The 7,055-nt window shown below is 44.0% G+C and carries 6 protein-coding genes; 3 read left to right on the forward strand and 3 right to left on the reverse strand.

The genetic code is table 11. The features are described from left to right. Positions 1 to 391: 391 nt before the first annotated feature. Together RID09_RS28360 and RID09_RS28365 are read right to left on the reverse strand one after the other, a co-directional pair. The gene (locus RID09_RS28360) at positions 392 to 1,417 is read right to left on the reverse strand and encodes a GDSL-type esterase/lipase family protein (RefSeq protein WP_446339261.1); all 1,026 of its coding nucleotides are present in this window, start codon (positions 1,415 to 1,417) and stop codon (positions 392 to 394) included. A gap of 152 nt (positions 1,418 to 1,569) precedes the next feature. Further along, a complete protein-coding gene (locus RID09_RS28365; RefSeq protein WP_446339262.1) occupies positions 1,570 to 1,881 on the reverse strand; it encodes a hypothetical protein in 312 nt (103 codons plus the stop codon). Positions 1,882 to 2,169: 288 nt separating this feature from the next. On the opposite strand from RID09_RS28365, the gene RID09_RS28370 reads away from it, so the two are divergent. Next, the gene (locus RID09_RS28370) at positions 2,170 to 2,370 is read left to right on the forward strand and encodes a heavy-metal-associated domain-containing protein (protein ID WP_446339263.1); all 201 of its coding nucleotides are present in this window, start codon (positions 2,170 to 2,172) and stop codon (positions 2,368 to 2,370) included. 82 nt (positions 2,371 to 2,452) lie between these two features. Here RID09_RS28370 and mnmG read toward each other — a convergent pair whose 3' ends face one another. Then, a complete protein-coding gene (mnmG, locus tag RID09_RS28375; protein ID WP_446339264.1) occupies positions 2,453 to 4,399 on the reverse strand; it encodes a tRNA uridine-5-carboxymethylaminomethyl(34) synthesis enzyme MnmG in 1,947 nt (648 codons plus the stop codon). Between the two features lie 209 nt (positions 4,400 to 4,608). Between mnmG and RID09_RS28380 the strand changes: the two genes are divergently transcribed. Both RID09_RS28380 and RID09_RS28385 read left to right on the forward strand, forming a co-directional pair. Next, positions 4,609 to 5,541 carry a protein kinase domain-containing protein gene (locus tag RID09_RS28380; protein WP_446339265.1) on the forward strand — a complete coding sequence of 311 codons (933 nt, stop codon included), beginning with the start codon at positions 4,609 to 4,611 and terminating at the stop codon, positions 5,539 to 5,541. Between the two features lie 327 nt (positions 5,542 to 5,868). Beyond that, entirely contained in the window at positions 5,869 to 6,582 is a 714-nt protein-coding gene (locus tag RID09_RS28385; protein WP_446339266.1) for a DUF3800 domain-containing protein, read from the forward strand. The last annotated feature ends 473 nt before the right edge of the window (positions 6,583 to 7,055 follow it).

Genomic DNA, 7,055 nt, shown 5'->3' on the forward strand with positions numbered 1-7,055 from the left:
CATCTATAACGATCTCTATTTCTAGAGCGTAGGATTCGAGCTTTTTATAGTGAGTAAGATGCCCAGACCCACTTTTTAATACTTTTTTCTTAAGTGTGAGAACTTGTTTTTAAGCTTTCGTTTTTTGCTTTTCCAGAAAACCTATTCCAGCTATGGGTGTCTACTCTGTGCATTGCCCGAAACAAAGGCGTAGAACGGCAAATCTATTTATTTTACGTTTGCCACGTTTCTAGTATATATTCAACGCATGAAATTTGACAACTCCGCTTCGCTCGCCTTGTCAGGCTATCCTTCCCGACGCTCCCCTTCGGGAGAGCGCTCTGCTGTCGCCTATAGCTCAGCGATCGCGTAGGTTGATTTGGGTTGTATGTAGGTACAATGACAAACAAGCTTAACGATTCGCCAAGATTAAAGCATCGGCATAGTTTAAGGCATCTTGCCACACCGCATAACCACGCCTCGCCAGATGAATCCCATCGGTGGTTAACTCCCGTTGCATTTGACCCTGATTATCCACAAATAAGCTGTGCAGGTTAAGATAGCCTGCGCCTTCTTGCTGTGCAATCGCGGCGATTTGCTGATTCAGGTTGTGGATGCGATCGCTCCCAATAGCACTTAACCTGGTGGGTAAAATAGACTGAACGATAATTTGAGCTTGCGGGTGGTTCTGACGTAAGCGCTGGATGATTTGGCGGGTATTATCGACAATCACGCGATCGCGAACACCCTGGCGCAAGTCGTTTGTGCCAGCCATCACATAGATTGTATCGGGTCGCGTTTGGGAAAAAGCCGAGAGTCGCTCCAAAATTTGGCTAGAGTTTTCCCCAGAAATACCCTGATTCAGCCAAAATTGACTCTTAGGTAGGTTGGCTGTCGGAAACCAAAGACTCAAGGAATCACCCACTAAAATAGACAAACGATTATTCCCCTGTCCCCTCGCCATCGCTTTCGCTTCTTCTGCGAGTAGCTGTTTCCATTGCGTATGAGTGGGTTTAGTCAGTTTCGCTTCACTCCAAACCGAATGGAAGCTATCAGCCGACAGACGTGTATAGGTTTGACCCGCTTTTAGTGCGGCGAATCGTTGGTAATAGAGTTGAGTTCCAGATTGGGGAGAGATAACCGGGGATTGAGGTTTGGGGGAGACGGGTAAATTCGTGTTCCGTATCGTTTTGGCTGAAGCCGAAGATGAAGAAAATTCCCGAACTTGTCTCAGTGGCGATGAACTAAACTCAACACTAGGGATTTCCACCCCAGAGATAAGCGGTTGAGTGACAACGGAGTGCGATTGATGAGCTTTCGCTGAAGCCAACAAAGCTGACAGATTCTCGAATAGGTTGGGAACCAGTGGGGGTGGGGGGGGTGCAGATACCGGACCAACGGTAAGCAGACTGGCTGCTAGTAAATACGGATCGCTCATGCTAAAACTCCATTACTCTCTCTTTTTCCTTTGACAGGAATTTGCCAGAGTATCAGGATGGTATAGCAAGAGGAGGCGATTGAAATCGCTGCTACACAAACTTTCGTCCGCCTGCGCGGACTAGGTTATAACGGGGGTAGCGTTCCCCGGATTTACTCATTCTTTAAAAAAGCGACAATGACGGCTTTTCTAAGGGTTACATCAATAGAATTGATAAAGCCTAGAACAACGAATAGATTATTCGCTGACAGTTGTATTGTTTGTAAAGCATTGTTAACTTCGGTTGGATGTTCCGTGATCCATCGTTCTAGAAAGCGTTGCTCTGCTAAAGCTTCATCAATATCGCACTGGGCAAAAAATTGCTGCAATTTGGATACTTTTCTGCTCAAGTTAATTTGATTGTTCAAATAATCTCCGGATGAGTTGAATTGAGGACGGGTGAATAAAGTGGATATTCCTTGCATGATCGAGGTAAGATTAAGGCTTTCTCTTAACATAATGACATATTTAAAGGGGTTTGCCTTTAAGAATCTATACGCTAATCTGCCTAAAAAATACTCCGTCAATTATCGTAATTTTTATCCTGTATTATTATTCAGTTATAGATATAAAATAGATATAAAGATGATATAGAAAGAACTACATTTTCTGTCCCTAAGCTTTTCCCTAAGTTCATCCCTTAGAGTGAGGAACGAGAATCAGTACTTCGCTATAATCAAAGGTTGAATAAAAACTGGAGTGAAATCTACACTATGGCGAATTCGATGAAATTCAACGTTCCAAGTATTGCCTGTGATGCTTGCGCCAAAACCATTAGCGAAGGGATTCATACCCACGAACCTGAAGCGAAAGTCAATGTTGATGTGGCGGGTAAGACGGTTAGCGTGGAAACCGAGGCGTCTCCGGAGTCGATTAAACAAATGATTACCGCAGTCGGACATAAGGTGGAATAATATCATCCAATCTGGCATTTGTTCTTTTCAAATTGTAGAGACATTGCATGCAACGTCTCTACAAGTCCGGGATTGGGTAGAATTAGCCTGAGATTGCTGAGGCTGTTGGTATGGGGGAATCTGAACGGTTCACTGATTGGCGCGATCGCACTTCTAAATACACCAGCAAGGCGTTAATATCCGCCGGGTTAACTCCACCAATGCGAGAGGCTTGACCAATCGTCAAGGGTTTGACCTGTGATAGTTTCTCGCGAGATTCCTTCGATAATGTTTCAATAGCATCATAATCGAGATCTGTTGGTAATCGTCGCTGGGCTTGACGGGACACTTGATCGATTTGATTTTGCTGGCGTTGCAGATATCCCGCATATTTGATATCAATTTCCGCCCCTTCTCGTTCAGCTTGGTTGAGACTGGGATTACCTAATTCGTAGTGATCCAGATTAACATAGTGGAATTTAGGACGACGCAGCAATTCAGCCAGCGTAATCGAACCCTTAATCCGTTGCTGAGTATCCGACGCGATCGCAACTCCTAATTCCTCATGTTCCTTGATCCGTACAGTCTGGAGTCGTTCCTTTTCCGCCGCAATATTGTCTTGTTTTCGACTATAAAGTTGCCAACGGCGGTCATCAATTAAGCCAATTTCCCGTCCCAAAGGAGTCAGACGGCGATCTGCATTATCAGAACGCAGGAGTAACCGATACTCGGAACGGCTGGTTAGCATCCGGTAAGGTTCTCTCAAGTCTTTAGTACATAAATCATCAATTAATGTACCGATATAGCTTTCTTCACGAGGAAATATTAGCATTTCTTGATGTCGCACATAGCGTACCGCATTAATCCCCGCGACAATACCCTGGGCGGCGGCTTCTTCATACCCCGTCGTCCCATTAATTTGTCCGGCGCAAAATAGCCCCTCTACTTTTTTCGTCATTAACGTGGGAAAACACTGAGTTGCTGGCAGATAATCATACTCCACAGCATAAGCCGGACGTAGCATTGTACAATGTTCCAATCCCGGGAGCGATCGCAGCATTTGCAATTGTAGATTCTCTGGCAATCCTGTCGAGAATCCCTGGATATAGAGTTCGGGAATATCTCGCCCTTCCGGTTCAATAAATATCTGGTGGCTTTCCTTATCCGCAAACCGGACAATTTTATCTTCAATACTCGGACAGTAACGGGGTCCTTTTGCATCCACCCAACCCCCATAAACTGGGGACAGATGCAGATTGTCCCGAATCAACTGATGAGTTTGGGGCGTGGTACGGGTAATATAACAATTCATCTGTTCCCGTTCCACCCACACCTCTGGGTCAAAGCTGAACCAAGATACCGCTTCATCCCCAGGTTGAGGTTCCATCTGAGTGTAATCCACGGAGCGCTTATCCACCCGCGCCGGGGTTCCCGTCTTCAAACGTCCCGTTTCAAACCCCAGTCGGTTCAGGGTTTCCGTCAATCCCACCGCTGCGAATTCCCCAGCGCGTCCAGCGGACATTGACTTATTTCCCACCCAAATACATCCACCCAGGAACGTTCCTGTAGTTAATATAACCGCAGGGGCTTGGAATGATACACCAAAATAAGTCTGAACACCGATAACCTGATCATTCGCACCCAAGACTAAATCCGTCACCATCCCTTCACGGATTACCAAATTCTCCTGGTTCTCGACAATCCGTTTCATCACCGCCGCATATTCCCGCTTATCCGTTTGCGCCCGTAACGCCCAAACCGCAGGTCCGCGCGACTGATTTAATACCCGCTTTTGGAGATAAGTCCGGTCTGCCATCTTACCAATTTCTCCCCCCAAAGCGTCTACCTCGTGGGCGAGTTGGGATTTAGCCGGGGCACCCACAGCAGGGTTACAGGGTTGCCAAGCGATTTTATCCAGGTTCAGGGTAAGCAGGAGAGTGCGACATCCCAAGCGGGCGGCGGCGAGTGCAGCTTCGCAGCCAGAATGTCCAGCACCGACAACGATGACATCAAAAGCGTCTTGGAAATCTACGGGGGAATGTGTGGTCATGGTTAGCATTTGAGTGACTAGGACTCTTGTTCGATTTTAGCGGTTGTTGTCTATGTGTCTTGTAGTCTGTCAGTTTCTCAACGAATAGGGTACTATTGTACTAATTGGTTGGCTGTTATCCTGCAAGGTACAGTGCAAAAACTTATTTTATAGTCTTAGCCTTTGTAGTTTCAGCCATCAAGACAACATCCACACCTACTTAAAAATTTATGCTAAGAGCAATACGAAGGGTTGATCAACGCTATCTCATAATTAAGCAACGCTACCTCATTAGAGACATTCTAGGAAGTGGAGGCTTCAGCAACACTTATCTAGCTCAAGATCTGTGTTTTCCTGCCTCTCCTCCGCTTGTTGTTAAACAACTCCAACCTTCAGTAGAGAATCGACAAAGCTTTCATCCAGACAAAATTTTAGAGTGGTTCCACAGGGAAGCGACAGCTCTCGCTCGATTGGGAAACCACCCTCAAATTCCACGGTTGTTCGATTACTTTATGGAAAATGGGGAGTTCTATCTTATTCAAGAATTCATTGAAGGGCATGATCTGAGCCAAGAACTCAGCGGGAGACAATTAACTGAAACTAAGGTGCTTACCCTATTACAGGAAATTTTAGAAGTTTTAGAGGTTGTCCATAGGCATGGAATCATTCATCGAGACATTAAACCTGAAAATATCATGAGGCGTCACACAGATGGAAAGATTGTTTTGATTGACTTTGGCTTAATCAAAGAAATATTTCCCCGATCTAATTACAGTCCAGCCAACTTAACGATGGGAGTTGGTACTCCGGGATATGTACCCTATGAACAAGCTAATGGTTCTCCCCAATTAAGCAGTGACATCTATGCTGTGGGGATGATTGGTATTCAAGCTCTAACTGGCTATCATCCTGAAGAACTAAAAAATATTTATACACATGAAATTATCTGGCGCGATAAGGTGTTCGTAAGTCCAGAGTTAGCTGAAGTCTTAGATAGAATGGTTCGTCATCGATTCTGGAAACGCTATCCGTCAGCTACTGAAGCATTACAAGATATCAAATGGATAATAAGTCGTAGGATAGAACGAAACAAACTACTGATGAGATATTTAAAACCTAAAGCATTTGCTCTTGCATCTGTGCAAATCAACCGATTTGTTTAGGATAAGCCTTAATTTTTACCTTTTGTGGATTGGAAAATTGGGCTTATTCTTCCAATGCGTTGACCAGTTCAGTCCCTGATTATTGGTGATTACTCGGAGGAGTATCAATACTTTCACGTAATTCAGTAATACCAAATTCGGGTTAGCTACCCCTGTTATAACTCAATCCACGTTAGCGAAGTTTGCCGAAGCATCGGCAGACTTTGTTTTTGTAGCAGCGATTTTAATCGCCGTGGTCAAAGGGGGTTCATTTCGCTGAATCTCAACAAAAGGGTCAATAACCGCTAAGATTTAGCGTTGATGTGCCAATAATTACTATAACGCCAAATGATTTTGTTTTACATTGATGAGGGTGGTACTGGCTGGAAAGATACACAAACGAATTTTTTCTTTTTGGTGAGCTTCGCTATTCCTGCCCAGAACTGGTTTCAAATGGATAGCATCATTTTATCATTCAAGAAAGGTATACTCAGCGGCGGTCAGTTAGAAAACTGGGAGCTAAAGGGTCGTGATATTTGGCAAGGGTTAGGTAAGTTCAAGAAAGTTAAACGTGAATACCGTATGCAGGTGTTCTTGCAAGTCTCAGAAATCCTAAGTCAGTTACCTTGCCATATTTTGGCTATTCAGGTTGACAAGAGAGGACTCCGCGACAGTGGTGAGTCTATCAAAGATGACACAGAGTTATATCAGTTTGCTTTCAGGGAATTGCTAGAAAAAATAGATGATTTTCTAAAGCAATCTAACGAAACGGGGATACTTTTTATGGATTCGCGTTCAACTCAGCACACGGCTGTTCAAGATGGGCGATTGATCAGGGCATATAGAGATTGGGTCAATGCTCGAAAAGAACCTTCTAGTTTTGTGGAACTTCCTGTATTTGGGTTTTCAGAATTTTATACAGGGTTGCAGCTAGCTGATTATCTAACCTACTTGATTGACCGTACATCCAAAGAGTCTACAGCAAGTGGTAGTTCAGAATTGCAAGCAGCATTCAATCTATTAAAACCTCAACTTAATCTATCTAAAATTCCCCGTGAATAAATACAGTTTGATAATCGCTTCAATGAGTTGTGCTTCTAAATGCGAATCCACGACTGTGATAGTCGTGGATTTCGCCCTAGCAGAGTCTTAATCAATAAAACTCTACCTTGAAGGAATTGTTTTACTTTGACAGGCGCACGGTATCTCAACCGCGCTATACATCCCCGTGCAGTTCGGGGTACCTCATCAACTGACAGGGGCACGGTATTACAACCGTACCATATTACCCCATAGAGTTCGGGATACCTTGCCATCTAATTCTAATCTTATCGTATAGTCGAGTATTTTTCAACAGTAAAAATCCACGACTATTACCGTCGCGGATTTTGCAACCTACATTCCGCAGATATTTCAACAGGATTCATAGCGATGAAATTGAATAAATTAAATCCCAAAATGTTTGCCCAATAACTATTTCAGGCGTTTTTAATGTAAAATAATGGAGTCAAAGACTAAGAGAAAAAAAGCATGAA

The sequence above is a fragment of the Coleofasciculus sp. G1-WW12-02 genome, from assembly GCF_040219735.1.
Classification (GTDB): Bacteria; Cyanobacteriota; Cyanobacteriia; order Cyanobacteriales; family Coleofasciculaceae; genus Coleofasciculus.

Excerpts from the sequence above, each read along its gene's own strand:
- RID09_RS28370 (WP_446339263.1), top strand. The coding sequence starts at position 2,170 with ATGGCGAATTCGATGAAATTCAACGTTCCAAGTATTGCCTGTGATGCT.
- mnmG (WP_446339264.1), bottom strand. The coding sequence starts at position 4,399 with ATGACCACACATTCCCCCGTAGATTTCCAAGACGCTTTTGATGTCATC.
- RID09_RS28360 (WP_446339261.1), bottom strand. The coding sequence starts at position 1,417 with ATGAGCGATCCGTATTTACTAGCAGCCAGTCTGCTTACCGTTGGTCCG.
- RID09_RS28385 (WP_446339266.1), top strand. The coding sequence starts at position 5,869 with ATGATTTTGTTTTACATTGATGAGGGTGGTACTGGCTGGAAAGATACA.
- RID09_RS28365 (WP_446339262.1), bottom strand. The coding sequence starts at position 1,881 with ATGCAAGGAATATCCACTTTATTCACCCGTCCTCAATTCAACTCATCC.
- RID09_RS28380 (WP_446339265.1), top strand. The coding sequence starts at position 4,609 with ATGCTAAGAGCAATACGAAGGGTTGATCAACGCTATCTCATAATTAAG.